Origin of the sequence: Streptococcus oralis (genome assembly GCF_001075675.1) — a bacterium.
GTDB classification, from domain to species: domain Bacteria; phylum Bacillota; class Bacilli; order Lactobacillales; family Streptococcaceae; genus Streptococcus; species Streptococcus oralis_V.
Genome location: NZ_JUNW01000034.1, coordinates 26,793 through 43,290, shown reverse-complemented (window position 1 = coordinate 43,290; position 16,498 = coordinate 26,793). Strand labels below are relative to the sequence as shown.

Genomic DNA, 16,498 nt, shown 5'->3' with positions numbered 1-16,498 from the left:
TCAATTTATAACCAACTTTTAAATTTTTTGATATACAATCGTTTCACAACTGTAACACTTATCATATAGAGAACGATAATCAAAAGCAAAAAGAGGAAATAAATTGGTTCCAAAGGGGTTAAATGAAGCAGGCTAGCAATTGAAGAGTAGGGAAGGAAGGTCACAAAACTAGCTGCTAGCAAGGTTGTTCCAAGAACAAACCATGATGGACGACTTTGTAAGAAAGGAAGTTTTGCTGAACGAAGCATATGGATAACCATGGTTTGGGACCACATGGATTCAATGAACCAACCTGTCTGGAACAAGATGATAAAGCCCGTTGCAGCCTCTGCTCCGTGAGCATAAGCTTGACCTGTCGCCATTGGAACAATGACAAAATAGAGTAAGATAAAGGTCAAAATATCAAAGGCAGAAGAAATCGGACCCATCCAAATCATAAAACGAGTAATAGACTTGGCTTCCCACTTATGGGGATGCTTCAAAAAGTCTTCATCTACATTATCAAATGGCAAGGCAATGCAAGAAAGGTCGTAGACGAGGTTTAACACAATCAAGTGAATCGGAGCCATAGGGAGGAAAGGTAAAAAGATACCAGACACTAAGAGTGACAGAATATTCCCGAAATTAGAGCTGACCGTCATCTTGATATATTTGGTCATGTTGGCATAGACTTTGCGTCCTTCAACCAGACCTTTTTCAAGCACCATCAAATCCTTATCTAGCAAAATGACATCAGCCGTTTCTTTGGCAATATCTACTGCTGTATCAACAGAAATCCCCACATCTGCCACTTTCATAGAAGGGGCATCGTTGATTCCATCTCCCATATAGCCGACACAATGTCCATTCGATTTGATTTGTAAAATGATTCGTGCTTTTTGATCCGGAGAGAGTTTGGCAAAGACAGTCACCTTCTCAACTGCTTGAGCCAACTCTTCGTCCGTCATGGCGTCAATATCAGAACCCAACAAGATTTGATCAACGTCTAGACCAACTTTTTCGCAAACTGCTTGGGTTACCTTTTCATTGTCTCCCGTCAAAATCTTTGTTTGAACACCGTGTTCTAACAAAGCTTGGATAGCAGGTGCTGCAGATGGTTTTGGTGGATCTAGAAAGGCAAGATAACCTGTTAGAATCATCTCTTTTTCATCTTCAACGGAGTAAGCAAAACCTTCTTTTAGGCCTGTTTTATAGGCAACTCCCAAGACTCGCAAGCCTTGCTGATTAAGTTGATCTACTTCTTTTAAGATTTCCACTCGGATATCATCCGTCAGAGGGCTAATCTGACCGTGATATTCCACATGGGTTGAAATCGCAAGCATTTCCTCTAGAGCACCCTTGGTTACCAAACTAACAACTTCGTTCTCATCCTTGACGATGACACTCATCCGTCTGCGTTCAAAATCAAAGGGCAATTCGTCTATTTTTTGGAAGCTAGTATCCAAATTTTGTAGAATAGCGTGTTCTTTAGCTTCTTTTTCAGTTCTACTGATAATGGCACGGTCCATCAAGTTTTTCAATCCCGTTTGAAAATAGGAATTGAGGTAGGCCCGTCTCAACACAGACAAATCCAAATCTCCATGTATATCCAAAGGATATTCAAGGACAATTTCGTCTTGGGTAAGGGTTCCGGTTTTATCGGTGCATAGGATATCAATAGCACCTAGGTCTTGTATGGCATTGAGTTTTTTGATGACGACTTTTTCCTTGGCCATGATAATGGAGCCTTTTGCTAGACTAGCCGTGATGATCATAGGAAGCATCTCAGGTGTCAATCCAACACCAACACTCAGTGCAAACACACCTGCTTCCAGCCAGTCGCCATCTGTCAAGCCATTGGAGAGAAACACGATGGGAACCATGACTAACATCAAACGGATCAAGAGCCAAGAGATGCTGTTCATCTCCCGTTCAAAAGAGGTCGGTTCGTCATAGGTATTGAGGGTCTGCTCGATTTCTCCCATCATGGTATCATCACCGACCGCTAGAATCAAAGCCTTGGCACTTCCTGATATCACGTTGGTTCCCATAAAGGCGAGCGCTTCTGCTTCTAGTAGACTATCAAAGTCTGACTGACTCATTTTTGACAAGGCCAGTTTTTCAACCGAGTCACTTTCACCTGTCAAACCAGACTGTTGGACAAAGAAATCACGTGATTCAATTAAAAGGAGATCTGCTGGTATCATATCCCCAGCACTTAACTTGACTATATCTCCAACGACCAAATCTTCAATTGCGACCTCTAAACTCTGGCCTTCGCGAATAACTGTGGCAGTGTTCACAATCATTTTTGATAGATTGGTCGCAGCCTTGTCACTCCGCAATTCTTGGACAAAGCGTATGCCACCAGAGATTAGAACGAGAACGACGATGATGATAGAGGTCGTCGGATCTTCTTGTCCAGGTTTCGCCAACCAGACATTGGTCACCATGGAGATCATAGCGATGACCAGCAGAATGATTGTAAATGGATTGATAATAGATTCGTAAATCTTTTTGAGGATACTGTCTTCTTGACCCTTGGTGATGGTGTTTTCGCCATATAAGTCACGATTTTTCTCCACCTGCTCCTCAGTCAAGCCTGTTAGACTTGTCTTGTAAAAAGATAGAGTTTCGTTTAAGGGTGTATGAATAGCTGCTGCTACTCTTTCTTTTGTAGTTTTCATTGGTTTCTCCTATCTGTATGAATGATGTGTTTCATACACAGAGACCAATCACTTTATAAGGGCAGAACGACACAAATCAGCGATTGGTTGTGTATGTGCGGTTCTGGATGATCGTCAATTTGCATCGTTTTTCTCCTTTCTTTTTCTTAAAACAGCAGAAAATCCTACCATAAAAATGGCAGGATTAAAAAACTAATTATCTGTTTTTTCGTTCAAGCTTTAACTCCATAGGGCGATGTAATGAGCTTAGTCTTGGCCTTCGCGACCAGGACTGTTGACCAACGAGTAGTGTCTCCACTGCTTTGCGGTAGTCATCCGTATCCCTATGGTAGCCTCACCTACCGTTTTCGTCTATCAGTATAAACCTTTAAAATATAAAAGTCAATAATTTATCTTAATTTTCTTAAATAACAATTAATTCCTTCGGCGCTAGAGTCAACAATTCGCAACCGTTATCTGTAATTAAGATATCATCTTCAATACGAACGCCGTATTTTCCTTCAATATAAATACCTGGTTCATCAGTCAAGACCATACCAGATTTAATGACTTCTTTGGAAGTTTGGCTAAAGTAAGGTTCTTCGTGGATATCCAGTCCGATACCATGTCCAATACCGTGAGTAAAGTAGTCGCCATAGCCTGCCTCGATGATAATATCACGAGGGATTTTGTCAAAGTCGCGGAAACCTAAGCCATCCTTAGCTTGGTCAATCAGAGCTTGGTTGGCCTTCAAAACGGTATTGTAAATTTCTGCTTGTTCGTCGCTGACATGGCCTAGGTAAATAGTACGAGTCATATCACTCACATAATGGTCATAAAGACAACCGAAGTCCATGGTAATAGCTTCACCTAGTTCTACTGGCTTGTGCATTGGGTGGGCATGAGGTTTAGAAGAGTTGATACCACTTGCTAAAATGGTATCAAAAGACAAGCCTGCCGCTCCTAGCTCACGCATGCGGAAATCAAGGAAGTTGGCAATTTCGATCTCAGTTTTTCCTGGTTTGATAAAGTCAAGCGCATCACGGAAAGCTTGGTCTGAGATAGAACATGCCTTACGAATAGTCGCAATCTCTTTCTCATCCTTAATCATACGAAGTGCTTCAACAAACTGAGTCTGTGGAAGCAAATCAATTCCTGAAAAAGCCGCCTGCATACGGTGGTAATAAGAGACCGAAATCTCGTCCTCAAAACCGACGCGAGACAAGCCCATATCCTTAACGATGCCTGCAATAACAGCCAATTCATCGCGATCAGCCACAATTTCAAAACCTGTTACTTCTTGCTTAGCTGCAATGATATAGCGAGAGTCTGTCACCAAAACCTGACGGTCACGGCTGATAAAGACTGTTCCATTTGAACCCCAAAAACCAGTCAAATAATAGACGTTTTTAAGGTTGTTGATGATGATACCATCTAGTTCTTTTTCTTGCATTTTAGCGAGAAATGCTTGCACACGTTTATTCATGATGTAACTTTCCTTTCAAATAGTGTCCTGTGTAGCTGGCTTCATTGGCCGCTACTTCTTCTGGAGTTCCTGTTGCAATGATGGTTCCACCACCGACACCGCCCTCAGGTCCCAAATCGATGATATGGTCTGCCGTCTTGATGACATCCAGATTGTGCTCAATGACGAGGACAGTATTGCCATCGTCGACGAAGCGAGCTAAAACCTTGAGCAAGCGAGCGATATCCTCGGTATGAAGCCCTGTCGTCGGCTCATCCAGAATGTAGAAGGATTTTCCTGTCGAGCGTTTGTGGAGCTCACTAGCTAACTTCATACGCTGGGCTTCTCCCCCAGAAAGGGTGGTAGCCGGTTGCCCTAGCGTTACATAGCCCAGCCCCACATCCTTGATGGTCTGAAGTTTGCGTTGAATCTTGGGAATGTGTTGGAAGAATTCCACCGCATCGTTGACGGTCATGTCCAAGACCTGCGAGATATTCTTTTCCTTATAGTGGACTTCTAGGGTTTCACTGTTATAGCGAGTCCCATGGCAGACTTCACAAGCCACGTAAACATCTGGCAAGAAGTGCATCTCGATCTTGATAATCCCGTCACCTGAGCAGGCTTCGCAACGACCACCCTTGACATTGAAACTGAAACGGCCCTTCTTGTAGCCTCGAATCTTAGCTTCATTTGTCTGAGCAAAGAGGTCTCGTATATCGTCAAAAACTCCCGTATAGGTAGCTGGGTTGGACCTCGGCGTTCGTCCAATGGGGCTCTGGTCAATATCAATCAGACGATCGACATGCTCAATCCCTGTAATCGTTTTAAACTTACCAGGTTTGTCTGAATTGCGGTTGAGTTTTTGAGCAATGGCTTTTTTGAGGATGCTGTTGATCAAGGTCGATTTCCCTGAACCTGACACACCTGTCACCGCAATGAATTTTCCTAATGGGAAGCGAGCAGTGATATTTTGCAAGTTGTTCTCACGCGCACCTGTCACTTCGATAAAACGACCATTTCCGGCACGGCGCTCTTCTGGTACTGGAATCGCTCGCTTTCCTGATAAGTACTGGCCTGTGATAGACTTGCTGTTGCGAGCCACCTGCTTGGGCGTTCCTGCAGCGACAATCTCTCCACCAAAAACACCAGCACCCGGACCAACATCAATCAGATAATCCGCCTCGCGCATGGTATCTTCGTCGTGTTCCACCACGATGAGAGTATTGCCCAAGTCACGCATCTTTTTCAGACTGGCAATCAGGCGGTCATTATCCCTCTGGTGAAGACCAATCGACGGCTCATCAAGTATATAGAGAACTCCTGAGAGGTTGGAACCAATCTGGGTTGCCAAGCGAATACGCTGACTCTCTCCACCTGATAGGGTTCCTGCCGAACGTGACAGGGTCAGATAGTTAAGACCTACGTTATTGAGGAAGGTCAATCGATCCTTGATTTCCTTGAGAATGGGACGGGCGATAATCGCTTCATTTTCAGACAAGGTCAACTGACTCACCAACTCCAAGTGGTCTGCGATAGACAGGTCTGAGATTTCACCGATATGTGGCCCTTGCTCACCACCCACACGGACAGACAAGGCCTGGTCATTGAGACGATAGCCGTGACAAGTTCCGCAGGTTAGCTCATTCATGTAGAGGCGCATCTGGGTGCGCGTGTAGTCACTGTTAGTCTCATGGTAACGGCGCTTGATATTATTGACAACTCCTTCAAAAGGAATGTCGATATCACGCACACCGCCAAATTCATTTTCATAGTGGAAATGGAATTCCTTGCCATCCGAGCCGTAGAGAATCAAGTTCTTATCTTCTTCTGACAAGTCTTCAAAAGGCTTATCCATATCTACTCCAAAGGCTGTCATGGCCTGCTCTAGCATGTTTGGATAGTAGTTGGATGAGATAGGATTCCAAGGTGCCAAGGCTCCCTCACGCAAAGTTTTGCTGGTATCAGGAACCACCAAGTCAACATCCACCTCCAGCTTGATGCCCAAACCGTCACACTCACTGCATGAGCCAAAAGGAGCATTAAAGGAGAAGAGACGTGGCTCTAACTCTGGAACAGTAAAGCCACAAACTGGACAGGCATAATGCTCAGAAAAGAGCAACTCCGAATCGTCCATAGTGTCGATAATCACATAGCCTTCTGCGATACGAAGGGCCGCCTCAACGGAGTCAAAGAGACGGCTACGAATACCCTCCTTGATGACAATACGGTCAACCACGACATCGATATCATGTTGCTTGCTCTTAGACAGCTCTGGAACTTCGGTCACATCATAGACTTCCCCATCCACTCGGACACGAACATAGCCATCTTTCTGAATCTTTTCAATGACGCTCTTGTGTTGTCCTTTTTTCTTGCGGATGACAGGGGCCAAAATCTGCAAGCGTTGGCGTTCTGGCAATTCTAAGACCTTATCCACGATTTGCTCTACAGAAGAAGCCTTGATAGCCCCATGTCCGTTGATACAGTAAGGCGTCCCCACACGTGCGTAGAGGAGACGCAGATAGTCATTGATTTCAGTAGTTGTCCCGACGGTCGAGCGCGGGTTTTTGCTAGTCGTTTTTTGGTCGATGGAAATAGCTGGGCTGAGACCATCAATGGCATCCACATCTGGTTTTTCCATATTGCCCAAGAACTGACGAGCGTAAGCTGACAAGCTCTCTACATAGCGGCGTTGCCCCTCAGCATAGAGGGTATCAAAGGCCAGGCTGGATTTCCCAGACCCTGACAAACCAGTCACAACAACCAGCTTGTCTCGCGGAATCTCCACATCAATATTTTTTAAGTTATGGGCACGTGCCCCATGAATCACAATTTTATCTTGCATCTTTGTTCTTTCTAGTCCATTATTGCTTTCCATTATACCAAAAAATGTGAAATTCTATTACCCAAAAAGCTGTTTTTATAGTATAATAGTACGGTGCAAAAAATGAATCACTGAAATAGTAGGAAAGGATAGGGGATATGAAACAAGTTTTTCTCTCAACAACAACTGAATTTAAAGAGATCGACACGCTTGAACCGGGTACTTGGATCAACCTCGTCAATCCTACACAAAATGAATCGTTGGAAATCGCTAACGCCTTCGACATTGACATTGCCGACCTTCGAGCACCGCTCGATGCGGAAGAAATGTCCCGTATTACCATCGAAGATGAGTATACTTTGATCATCGTGGACGTTCCCATCACAGAGGAAAGAAACAATCGTACCTACTACGTTACGATTCCGCTGGGGATTATCATCACCGAGGAAACCATTATCACCACCTGCTTGGAACCTCTCCCAGTTCTTGATGTCTTTATCAACCGTAGACTGCGCAACTTCTACACCTTCATGCGTTCACGCTTTATCTTCCAGATTCTCTACCGCAACGCCGAACTTTACCTTACGGCCCTTCGTTCGATCGACCGTAAGAGTGAACAAATCGAAAGTCAACTTCACAAGTCTACTCGAAACGAAGAACTGATCGAGCTCATGGAATTGGAAAAGACCATCGTCTATTTCAAAGCCTCCCTCAAGACAAATGAGCGCGTGATTAAGAAATTAACCAGCGCAACTAGCAATATCAAGAAATACCTAGAAGACGAAGACCTACTCGAAGACACTCTGATTGAAACTCAACAGGCCATTGAGATGGCAGATATCTATGGAAACGTCCTTCACTCTATGACAGAGACCTTTGCCTCTATCATTTCCAACAACCAGAACAACATCATGAAGACCCTGGCTCTCGTGACCATCGTCATGTCTATCCCAACCATGATCTTCTCAGCCTACGGGATGAACTTTAAGGATAATGAAATCCCTCTAAACGGTGAACCTCATGCCTTCTGGTTAATCGTCTTTATCGCCTTTGCTATGAGTGTTTCACTCACTCTCTATCTCATCCATAAAAAATGGTTCTAAGAGGAATTCCTATGTCTCAGATTGATTTACAAAAATTAACTAAGAAAAACCAAGAGTTTATCCATATTGCTACCCAGCAATTTATCAAAGATGGCAAAACAGATGCTGAAATCAAGGCTGTTTTTGAGGAAGTCATTCCTAAAATCCTTGAAGAGCAAGCCAAAGGAACGACTGCACGTTCCCTCTACGGGGCTCCAACCCACTGGGCTCATAGCTTCACTGTCAAAGAGCAATATGAAAAAGAGCATCCAAAAGAAAATGATGATCCAAAACTCATGATTATGGACTCAGCCCTTTTTATCACCAGTCTCTTTGCATTGGTTAGCGCTCTAACTACCTTCTTCTCTACAGATCAGGCTATTGGCTATGGGTTGATTACCCTCTTGTTGGTTGGACTTGTAGGAGGACTTGCCTTCTACTTGATGTACTACTTTGTCTACCAGTACTATGGACCAGACACAGATCGTAGCCAGCGCCCTCCTTTCTGGAAATCAATCCTCGTTATCCTGGCCTCTATGGTCCTTTGGTTGGTTGTCTTCTTTGCAACAAGCTTCCTACCAGCCAACCTCAATCCAGTCCTTGCTCCATTGCCTTTGGCTGTCCTAGGAGCAGCCCTTCTCGCCCTTCGCTTCTATCTCAAGAAACGTTTTAACATCCGAAGCGCAAGCGCAGGCCCATCACGTTATTAAGAGAAGTGAAAAGCTATGGCATATAGTCAATCTTTAGCTCAGCAGATTCGAAAAATTCTAGCACTCAAACTTCCTCCCCAAATTTTCGAAGAAGAGCTAGAAGAAAAGAAACTGTTTGGTGGCCTTGCCTTTATGATTCGTGGGAAAATGGTCCTTACAGTCAGTTCCAGAAAGGACGAACTGGTTATGGTCAGAATTGGCAAAGAAATAGAAAAGCAAGTTCTACCCCGAACAGGAGCTCATACTACATTGATGAGGGGACGCCTTTATCACGGCTATATAGACTTAGATATCGAAGCTCAAAAAGAATTGCCTTACTGGATTGATTTAGCTCTCTCCTATAATCAAGAGTTGACCAAGTAACTCATATCTAGTGAGATTAGAGATTAGAAAAACGAAAAGCAACTGCAAAGGCGGTTGCTTTTTTTCCTGCTTTCTTGAGATTCAATAGCACTTCTGAGTCTCATTATTGTAGTTTTCTCTCACCTTTTGTGATAAAATAGGCACAATCAATTTATTTTTAGGAGGATAATATATGACTTCTACTATTGGTATTATAAGTTTATCTAGTGGGACTATGGGTGAAGACTTTGTCAAGCACGAAGTGGACTTGGGTATTCAACGTCTCAAGGACCTCGGACTCAACCCTATCTTTTTGCCTCATTCGCTAAAGGGCTTGGACTTTATCAAAGAACATCCTGAAGCTCGTGCAGAGGATTTGATTCAGGCCTTTTCTGATGATAGTATCGACATGATCCTATGCGCCATTGGTGGAAACGATACCTATCGCTTGCTACCTTATCTTTTTGAAAATGACCAACTACAAAAGGTTATCAAACCAAAGATTTTTCTCGGTTTCTCGGATACGACCATGAACCACCTTATGCTACACAAACTAGGAATCAAGACTTTTTACGGCCAATCATTTCTAGCGGACATTTGTGAGTTAGACAAGGAGATGTTATCTTATAGCCTTCACTACTTTAAAGAATTGATCGAGACTGGGAGAATCTCAGAAATCCGCCCTAGCGACCTTTGGTATGAGGAACGGACTGATTTTAGTCCCAATGCCTTGGGAACACCTCGTGTCAGCCATGCAAATACAGGTTTTGACTTGTTACAAGGCAATGCCCAGTTTGAGGGAGAAATCCTCGGTGGTTGTCTTGAGTCTCTCTATGATATTTTTGACAACTCTCTACACGCAGATAGCACAGACCTCTGCCAAAAATACAAACTTTTCCCTGACTTATCCGACTGGGAAGGAAAGATTCTATTGCTAGAAACAAGTCAAGAAAAGCCTGAACCTGATGATTTCAAAAAAATGTTGCAGGCTTTGAAAGAAACTGGGATATTTGAGGTCATCAGTGGACTCTTGGTCGGGAAACCTATGGATGAAACCTTCTATGACGACTATAAGGAGGCACTAATGGACATCATTGATAGCAATATCCCGATTGTCTATAATCTAAACGTTGGGCACGCCACACCAAGAGCCATTGTGCCCTTTGGCGTTCACGCCTATGTAGATGCACAGGAGCAAGTCATTCGCTTTGACTATAACAAAAAATAAACAATTTCTCCATTTTTGTGCTTTGGTATTGATTTTCGTTACAATTTGTGTCTGAATTTATTGCATTTTGCTTATTTCTATGATATCTTTTTAAAGGAGGTGTATATGACTAAACAAAAAATAAATCAAATTGTCGGTTCAATTGGAGCCTTTATCGGGATTGTTGTATTTATCGCCTACATCCCACAAATTTTTGCCAATTTACAAGGCAACAAAGCTCAACCATTCCAGCCTTTATCCGCAGCAGTATCTTGTTTAATTTGGGTTATTTACGGATGGACAAAAGAGCCTAAGAAGGATTGGATACTAATTATTCCAAACTCAGCTGGCGTTGTCTTAGGTGGACTGACATTTCTTACTGCACTATAAAAATTACTAGCATATAATGAAAAAGCTGAGAGGAATTTCTCAGCTTTTTCTATATTCTCAGATAGTTAGACGCTTGGACTCACTAACTTCCGCTTTTCCACTCACAATCATTCTCATGATCATCTATCAGACCTGCCGCCTGTAGAAAAGCTAAAACGGCGACTGGACCTGTGAACTTGAAACCTCGTTTTTTTAGATTTTTGGCTAATTTTTCAGACAAGGTTGTTTTAGCAGGTGCTAGGTGATAGTCAGGAACATCATTGATGATGGTTTGCCCATCAACAAAGGACCAGAGATAAGCGTCAAAAGAGCCGTAGGTTTTCTGGACTTGCAAAAATGCTTGGGCGTTGGCACGCGTCGCAAAGAGTTTGGCACGGTTTCGGATGATGGCTGGATTATCTAACAAGGCCTCCAACTCTGCATCCGTCATCTCTGCGACACATTGGGCTTGGTAGTTGTGAAATACTTCTCGGAAAGCTTGGCGTTTGTTAAGCACTGTTTCCCAAGATAGGCCAGCCTGATAAGTCTCCATACAGAGCAATTCAAAAAGAGCGCGGTCATCATGAAGAGGTTGGCCCCACTCTTCATCATGATAGGCTACATATAAAGGGTTGTTCATTTTAACCCAACCACAGCGTTTTGTCATATTATTCTCCAATCTTTAAAGCATAGCCAGGTAAGGGGATACTCGACTTATCCAATAAATTAATCCAACGATTAATATCTGGTGGCAGAGGGTTAAATTTCTCATCTGTTTGATACCTTGATTGACTATTTGTTTCTATTCCAGTTAATGTTTCAATCTGTTCTCGAAGCTGGTCTACAGACATCCAATCAGTCCAACCTTCAAAAAAACTTTCTGAAGCCAGAGTTATACCATACCATTCTTCAAACCATTCAATGTAGTCTGCACTTAAGAGGTAGAGTTTTTCGAAAGAACAAGGTTCATCATTCACCTTTATACTTTCTACTATATTATCATGATCCACTATAGCAATACTTGCGCCACAAAATTCACAAGGAAATGAGCCAACTTGACCATAGCGGGAACCACAATGCAAGAATAATCCTGTTTGGCTCTGCTGACAATTATTACAAAACAACGGAAAAACGGTACAGTGTAGCCATAGTGTATCAATCTTCCCATTTTTAAATTTTATCTTGACATGGTTGCTACTGTTTCTTGCTTCAACTAGATTAATTCGAGCAATTCCCATTATTTTACCAACATCTTAAGGGCCGACTTGATATAGTTCTCTGCTGTATCCGTCGTTCCTTCAAAGAATTTCTTGATTTTCTTGAGCTCGGTCGCCTTGTATCCCAGTGCCAACATGGCTTCCATAGCTTCTTCCAGTTCTTGGTTTTCATTACTCGCTTGCACAGCGACTTTGGCAGGAAGGTCATCACTAGCCACGACTACCTTGCCTTCCAAGTCCAGCACCATCTGTTGGGCTGTTTTCTTGCCAATTTTGGGGAACTTGGTCAAGTAGGTGATGTTCTTAGTCTCGATGGCTTGAACCAAGCCAGCATTGTCATCAGCTGCAATGATAGCCAAAGCTGACACAGGACCAATCCCCGAAACCGAAATCAGACTAAGAAAGAGTTTTTTCTCATCTTCTGAGCGAAAGCCGTAAAGCAGATGGGCATCCTCACGGACAACTTGGTGCACATAAATCTGAGTTTCTTGATTGACCTGACCTGAGTAGGCATAGGGATTGGCTACATGCAAGATATAACCGATAGAGTTGACTTCCAATACGATGTACTTGGCTGTAATTTTACTGATGATTCCTTTAAAATATTCGTACATTATTTTCACTTTCTATAATTGATTTGCAATTCCGTGTAAATGCGCTGCTCTGATGATAAGAAGCAGCCCAAGTACTGCACACACAATAAAAACGAGCCAAACACCTACAGCACCTGTTGCAGCGCTGATAGAAATCATCGCCCCCGCTAAAATAGACGCTAAAGGCTGCGCCATATTAAGGAAACCTGAGTAGGTTCCGAGCTTATTCTCATTCATCATTTCCGCCCGCAAAACTTGGCTTGGCGGCATGCAGATGAGTTCCCCCATAGTATAGAGAATGGCTAGCAAAAACAGAGCCCAGAAACTCCTGAAGACAATGGTGAAAAGCATACCCAAGTCAAAGATAATACTTCCCAATAAAAACTGCGGTATGATCTTCATTTCCTTGGTCAAACGATTGGCAGTCGTTATGAAGCAAACAATAATCAGGGTATTGATAAAAACCATGATACTGAGCATCTTAGCTCCTGAAATATGAATACCGAAAACACTACTCGCGATGAATGACTCTTTCAAATGAACGGGTATATAATTGTCAATTTGCAACCAGATAACACCATTAAATACAGTCCCTAACGTATAAAGTAGGAAAATTTTGTCCTGAAAAACAGAAACATAATTTTTCACAGTTGCCAAAGGACTGCTACCATGCTCAAAGACCAGATTAGCTGGCTTGCTTTCTGAAAAATATTTCCAAGCGAGGAAAAAATTCAAGAAGCTAATCACCGTCAAAACCAGAAGCAGCTCAAAAAAATGGTGGTCGTAAAAGAAACCTGCAAGCCCTGCTCCTAACATAACGGATACATTGACAAACCAATAACTAATCGTATAAACGAAACGGCGATTTTGCTCGTCGGTCAAATCAATAATCATCGCATCAATAGCCGGCCAAGAGAAAGTTCCTGCGGTCTCTGCCAGCAACATTCCGACAAAAGTCAAAAAGGGAAAAATATGATTAGGCATATTTGCCAGCAGCACAAGAAAGTAGCCACTAGCAAGACCAAAGTTTCCCCAGTCAATGACTTTCTTACGTCCCCAAAGATCCGCCAAATGTCCACCATACAGTCCAGCTAAAAAACCAATGAGTTTGGTTGTGATCATCAATAACCCCGCCCAAAAGGCTCCAAAATATTGAACATAGTACATGGCCATAAAAGGAGTAATGGCACTCTCTAAAATCCGTGCTACAAAGCTCATCCATTCCCGCATTTGAATTTGCTTGGGGAGGGCAAAAAATTCTTTCATCTTTCATTCCTTTTTCATAATTTCTTCGCTTTTTCTTACCTAGTATATCATATTTCCCCGAGACAGACTGCAACAAAAGGTGCACCCTCTGGTTGACAAATAGTACAAGAGATTGTATTCTCATTATAAGTAAAAATTGTTAGGATAGAGGTAGAAAAAGGAGGATAGAATCATGAAACTCGCAGAAAAACTATTTGAGCTCCGAAAGGAAAAAGGTTGGTCCCAGGAAAAGCTAGCAGAACAAATCAATGTTTCTCGGCAAAGCATCTCAAAATGGGAGTCTGGACAAGTCCTTCCAGAAATCGAAAAAATCATTGAATTAAGCAAGATTTTCCAAGTAACAACTGACTATCTACTACTGGATGAAAACTCTGAAAAATCTTCCACGGCAGTGATTTTGGAGGAAGATAAGGACAAATACTATAGAGAAGTTAAATCCTTTGGCTTCTGGCAAGTGATTTATATTTTCGTCTTGGCTCTGGCTATCTATCTCTTTTTAGCCGGTTCTAGTTTTCCAGCCGAGTTCACCGCCTGGATTTGGCTGACCTTCGTTCTCTTAATCGCTTCAGCAATTGCGATCAACAAGACTTTCAAAACCAAACAACGTTATCTTGATAAGGTAATTGGGCCTGAGAATCCTTCAAACCAAGACGATTCTGCGAAATCTTGAATCAATTAAATCATATTTCTCAGTACTTTTATAGGACTGGTCCTGTCAAGCAAGTGTAAACCTCGTGTCAAGTTGCCCATGTCCATTCAAAATTCCCACCTTAGAAAAGCTAAAAAGCCTTGTTTGGAAAAACAAAGGCTTTTTGTGTTCTTAATATTTCCCCAACTCACGAAGACTGGTATGATTTTCTTGAATACGTCGGAACATCTTTTCCATATCCGACTTGGTAAAATGCACCAAAACGGGACGTCCGTGTGGACAGTTATAGGGATTGTCACATTGAGAAAGCTGATAAAGGAGCTGTCTGGCTGAGTGGTCATCGATACGATGGTTGGCCTTGATAGACCGCTTGCAGGACATCATGATAGCCAGCTCTGCTCGGTATTTCTTGATCGAAACTTCCTTGGTCAAGAGTAGCATATCACACATTTCATAGATACCAGACTCAATCTCCTCTTCTGACATCCAAATAGGATGTTCACGCAGGATAAATTGATTTTCTCCGTACTCTGCTAAAAAGACACCCACTTCCTCTAAGAGAGGCATTCTTTCCTTGAGACGAAGGACATCATCTGCTGGGAATTCAAAGATGTAGGGCACTAGGAGTTGTTGCTGGCTCTGGTCAACATTGCCAATATTTTCGCGGTATTCCTCGTACTTAACCCTTTCCTGAGCCGCGTGCTGGTCTATGATGTAAAGTCCATCTCGCCCTTGGGCAAAAAGATAGGTCCCGTGCATCTGTCCGAAAAACTCCAACTCTGGGAAGCTGGATGATTCTTCTCGCTCTAGCTTGTCATAAGCCTTATCAAGACTGGCTAAGTCTAACTCTGGATGGTCTAATTGGTCATAGTTAGCAGGCTTTCTCTCTGCAAAATGCAGTTTTGCTGGCTTAGTCAATTGGTCCAAAGTTTCCTTAGCAAACAGGGTTAGGTCCCTACCCTCCGCAGTTAATTCAACCTGATGATCGGCCACCTCAGCTTGACTAGGTTTTGAGAGTTCTGTTTTTTCATAGTAAAGCGTATTTTCTTTGAGTGGGAGAATGGTCTGCTCTACCTTTTGACGATTACGCATGGTCGACTTGGCAAGATTTTCTAAAGCATCAGGTATCAAGGCTTGTTCCTTGAGACTATTTGAAATAGCTTCTGAAACCAGCGCCATCAGCTCTCTTTCCTTAGAAATCCGCACTTCTTGTTTGGTTGGATGAACATTGACATCAGCCAGATAAGGGTCGATATGGATGTGAATGACTGCCAGTGGAAAACGCCCTACCATGAGTTTGCTGCCATAACCATCCAAAATAGCACGATTGAGCAAGAAGTTCTTGATATAACGGCCATTGATGAAGAGGCTGATATAGTTACGATTTGCTCGGGTTAATTCAGGTAAAGACACAAAACCTGAAATTTCGAAATCTAGGTCAGAGTTCTCAATGGCAATCATCTTCTTAGCACTCGCCAAACCGTAAATCCCTGCGATGGCTTGACGCAGTTGACCAGTCCCTGCTGTCCGCGTCATTTCCTTGCCATCACTAATCAAGCTAAAAGAAATCTCTGGATGGGCCAAGCCCAGACGGTTGACAATATCAATGATATGAGACAGCTCCGCTTGCTGGCTCTTCATATACTTGAGACGAGCTGGTGTGTTGAAAAAGAGGTCCTCCACACAAACTTTGGTCCCCACAGGACTAGTCGCTGGTATGACTTTCTCAACCTCACCTCCACGCGCAACGAGCTTGGTTCCATGACTCGCACCATCCACCGCCGTCAACAGAGTCAAGACGCTGACAGAAGCGATAGAGGGCAGGGCTTCACCACGAAAACCAAGCGTCCGAATCCGAAAGAGGTCTGCTTGATTTTTTATCTTACTGGTCGCATGACGACGCAGGGCCAATTCCACCTCATCGTGGGCAATTCCATGACCATTATCAGTGATTTGAATCTTCTTGAGACCTGATTCCTCAATCTCAATGATAATCTGACTTGAGCCCGCGTCAATGGCATTTTCTACCAACTCTTTCACCACACTGGCAGGACGTTCAATGACCTCGCCTGCCGCGATCTGGTTTGCCAGCACCTCTGGCAATTCAATAATATGAGACATCTTTCAGC

General features: G+C 43.0%; 14 protein-coding genes and 1 riboswitch. Of the genes, 6 read left to right on the top strand and 8 right to left on the bottom strand.

Translation table 11 applies throughout. The features are described from left to right. Positions 1-5: 5 nt before the first annotated feature. The 3 genes from mgtA to uvrA all read right to left on the bottom strand — a co-directional run bounded on the left by mgtA (position 6) and on the right by uvrA (position 6,955). Complete coding sequence (gene mgtA / locus ADM50_RS04920; RefSeq protein WP_049484727.1) at positions 6-2,666, bottom strand: magnesium-translocating P-type ATPase; 2,661 nt, start codon at positions 2,664-2,666, stop codon at positions 6-8. 196 nt (positions 2,667-2,862) lie between these two features. Continuing rightward, a riboswitch (M-box (ykoK) riboswitch) is annotated at positions 2,863-3,014 on the bottom strand. Positions 3,015-3,069: 55 nt separating this feature from the next. Next, positions 3,070-4,131 carry a M24 family metallopeptidase gene (locus ADM50_RS04915; protein WP_049484726.1) on the bottom strand — a complete coding sequence of 354 codons (1,062 nt, stop codon included), beginning with the start codon at positions 4,129-4,131 and terminating at the stop codon, positions 3,070-3,072. Continuing rightward, positions 4,124-6,955, bottom strand: a complete 2,832-nt coding sequence (gene uvrA / locus ADM50_RS04910) for an excinuclease ABC subunit UvrA (RefSeq protein WP_049484725.1) — start codon at positions 6,953-6,955, stop codon at positions 4,124-4,126. The genes ADM50_RS04915 and uvrA overlap by 8 nt, the downstream gene beginning before the upstream one ends. A gap of 137 nt (positions 6,956-7,092) precedes the next feature. Here uvrA and ADM50_RS04905 point away from each other — a divergent pair, with 137 nt between their 5' ends. The 5 genes from ADM50_RS04905 (at position 7,093) to ADM50_RS04885 (ending at position 10,665) form a co-directional block, all read left to right on the top strand. After that, the gene (locus tag ADM50_RS04905; RefSeq protein ID WP_049484724.1) at positions 7,093-8,037 is read left to right on the top strand and encodes a magnesium transporter CorA family protein; all 945 of its coding nucleotides are present in this window, start codon (positions 7,093-7,095) and stop codon (positions 8,035-8,037) included. Positions 8,038-8,048: 11 nt separating this feature from the next. Further along, complete coding sequence (locus ADM50_RS04900) at positions 8,049-8,726, top strand: DUF1129 domain-containing protein (RefSeq protein ID WP_049484723.1); 678 nt, start codon at positions 8,049-8,051, stop codon at positions 8,724-8,726. Between the two features lie 15 nt (positions 8,727-8,741). Continuing rightward, the gene (locus ADM50_RS04895) at positions 8,742-9,089 is read left to right on the top strand and encodes a TfoX/Sxy family protein (protein ID WP_049484722.1); all 348 of its coding nucleotides are present in this window, start codon (positions 8,742-8,744) and stop codon (positions 9,087-9,089) included. Between the two features lie 172 nt (positions 9,090-9,261). Further along, positions 9,262-10,296 carry a S66 family peptidase gene (locus ADM50_RS04890; RefSeq protein WP_049484721.1) on the top strand — a complete coding sequence of 345 codons (1,035 nt, stop codon included), beginning with the start codon at positions 9,262-9,264 and terminating at the stop codon, positions 10,294-10,296. 105 nt (positions 10,297-10,401) lie between these two features. Continuing rightward, positions 10,402-10,665, top strand: a complete 264-nt coding sequence (locus tag ADM50_RS04885; RefSeq protein WP_000166113.1) for a SemiSWEET family transporter — start codon at positions 10,402-10,404, stop codon at positions 10,663-10,665. Between the two features lie 82 nt (positions 10,666-10,747). Here the strand turns inward: ADM50_RS04885 and ADM50_RS04880 are convergent, their stop codons facing one another. The 4 genes from ADM50_RS04880 to ADM50_RS04865 are packed head-to-tail and all read right to left on the bottom strand — an operon-like array spanning position 10,748 to position 13,720. Beyond that, a complete protein-coding gene (locus ADM50_RS04880; RefSeq protein ID WP_049484720.1) occupies positions 10,748-11,311 on the bottom strand; it encodes a DNA-3-methyladenine glycosylase I in 564 nt (187 codons plus the stop codon). A 1-nt stretch (position 11,312) separates the two neighbouring features. Continuing rightward, complete coding sequence (locus ADM50_RS04875) at positions 11,313-11,882, bottom strand: hypothetical protein (protein ID WP_049484719.1); 570 nt, start codon at positions 11,880-11,882, stop codon at positions 11,313-11,315. Next, positions 11,882-12,475: a Holliday junction branch migration protein RuvA gene (gene ruvA / locus ADM50_RS04870; RefSeq protein ID WP_049484718.1), complete on the bottom strand. Its 594-nt coding sequence runs from the start codon at positions 12,473-12,475 to the stop codon at positions 11,882-11,884. Before ruvA ends, ADM50_RS04875 begins: the two co-directional genes overlap by 1 nt. Before the next feature lie 12 nt (positions 12,476-12,487). Continuing rightward, entirely contained in the window at positions 12,488-13,720 is a 1,233-nt protein-coding gene (locus tag ADM50_RS04865) for an MFS transporter (protein ID WP_049484717.1), read from the bottom strand. Positions 13,721-13,892: 172 nt separating this feature from the next. Between ADM50_RS04865 and ADM50_RS04860 the strand changes: the two genes are divergently transcribed. Further along, positions 13,893-14,390 carry a helix-turn-helix domain-containing protein gene (locus tag ADM50_RS04860; protein ID WP_049484716.1) on the top strand — a complete coding sequence of 166 codons (498 nt, stop codon included), beginning with the start codon at positions 13,893-13,895 and terminating at the stop codon, positions 14,388-14,390. Positions 14,391-14,540: 150 nt separating this feature from the next. Here ADM50_RS04860 and mutL read toward each other — a convergent pair whose 3' ends face one another. Continuing rightward, on the bottom strand, positions 14,541-16,490 hold the full coding sequence (gene mutL, locus ADM50_RS04855; protein ID WP_049484715.1) for a DNA mismatch repair endonuclease MutL: 1,950 nt from the start codon (positions 16,488-16,490) through the stop codon (positions 14,541-14,543). Positions 16,491-16,498: the final 8 nt, after the last annotated feature.

Coding starts and splice junctions, on each gene's coding strand:
- mgtA (WP_049484727.1), bottom strand. CDS start 2,666: ATGAAAACTACAAAAGAAAGAGTAGCAGCAGCTATTCATACACCCTTA.
- ADM50_RS04915 (WP_049484726.1), bottom strand. CDS start 4,131: ATGAATAAACGTGTGCAAGCATTTCTCGCTAAAATGCAAGAAAAAGAA.
- uvrA (WP_049484725.1), bottom strand. CDS start 6,955: ATGCAAGATAAAATTGTGATTCATGGGGCACGTGCCCATAACTTAAAA.
- ADM50_RS04905 (WP_049484724.1), top strand. CDS start 7,093: ATGAAACAAGTTTTTCTCTCAACAACAACTGAATTTAAAGAGATCGAC.
- ADM50_RS04900 (WP_049484723.1), top strand. CDS start 8,049: ATGTCTCAGATTGATTTACAAAAATTAACTAAGAAAAACCAAGAGTTT.
- ADM50_RS04895 (WP_049484722.1), top strand. CDS start 8,742: ATGGCATATAGTCAATCTTTAGCTCAGCAGATTCGAAAAATTCTAGCA.
- ADM50_RS04890 (WP_049484721.1), top strand. CDS start 9,262: ATGACTTCTACTATTGGTATTATAAGTTTATCTAGTGGGACTATGGGT.
- ADM50_RS04885 (WP_000166113.1), top strand. CDS start 10,402: ATGACTAAACAAAAAATAAATCAAATTGTCGGTTCAATTGGAGCCTTT.
- ADM50_RS04880 (WP_049484720.1), bottom strand. CDS start 11,311: ATGACAAAACGCTGTGGTTGGGTTAAAATGAACAACCCTTTATATGTA.
- ADM50_RS04875 (WP_049484719.1), bottom strand. CDS start 11,882: ATGGGAATTGCTCGAATTAATCTAGTTGAAGCAAGAAACAGTAGCAAC.
- ruvA (WP_049484718.1), bottom strand. CDS start 12,475: ATGTACGAATATTTTAAAGGAATCATCAGTAAAATTACAGCCAAGTAC.
- ADM50_RS04865 (WP_049484717.1), bottom strand. CDS start 13,720: ATGAAAGAATTTTTTGCCCTCCCCAAGCAAATTCAAATGCGGGAATGG.
- ADM50_RS04860 (WP_049484716.1), top strand. CDS start 13,893: ATGAAACTCGCAGAAAAACTATTTGAGCTCCGAAAGGAAAAAGGTTGG.
- mutL (WP_049484715.1), bottom strand. CDS start 16,490: ATGTCTCATATTATTGAATTGCCAGAGGTGCTGGCAAACCAGATCGCG.